Below are 646 nucleotides of genomic sequence, written 5' to 3'. Positions count from 1 at the left end.
AAGGTTCGGGCTACCGGCCGTAATGGCATAGGTAAGAATCTCGTTGTTGTATAAGTCCATGATTGGCTCAAAGTAGACCTTTTCCTGAGTTTGGGGAACTTTGAATTCAGTCACATCGGAAACCATCTTCTGATTTGGCCGATCAGTTTGAAAACGCCGATGTAATCGATTTTTAACTCGCGTTCCTTCCGGGCCCTTAGAGGAGTCGTACTTGCGAGTTTTCTTGTGATAGCCTTCTCCTTGAATCCCTAACTCCTTCATCAATCGATAAACGCGCTTATGATTGACCTTAAGGTCAAAATCGTTCAGGAGGGCTTGAGTAATCCGTAGAACGCCCATATGGTGATCCTGATTCCAGATGCGGGAAATCAAGTGTTTCAATTGGCCATCCTTGTCTGGTAGCTTAAATTGACGCTTCCAGTAGAAAAAGGTATCTGGTGAAATTGGTAAGACCCGTAGAAGGTCAGTCAGCTTAAATTGGGCCTCGAGGGTGCAGATTACTTGGGCGAGTTCTTTGTTCGTTGCTTCATCGAGGCCAATAATTTTAACGCTTCATTTTTGATGCGTAACTCCAAATTTTCAGCTTCTAGTTGCTTAAGACGATTTTCTTCCAGAGAAAGTTTCTTCTTAGTTGACCGTTTCTTAG

General features: G+C 43.5%; 1 protein-coding gene. It reads right to left on the bottom strand.

The genetic code is table 11. From position 1 onward, the window contains the following. On the bottom strand, positions 1-381 hold a 381-nt coding region (locus KTE19_RS13315), incomplete at its 3' end, for an IS3 family transposase (protein WP_217342492.1). Positions 382-646: the final 265 nt, after the last annotated feature.

Origin of the sequence: Lentilactobacillus dabitei, assembly GCF_019061365.1 — a bacterium.
Lineage (GTDB): Bacteria > Bacillota > Bacilli > Lactobacillales > Lactobacillaceae > Lentilactobacillus > Lentilactobacillus dabitei.
Note: the sequence above shows the minus strand (reverse complement) of the source record. Positions and strands in the feature narration are given on the sequence as shown.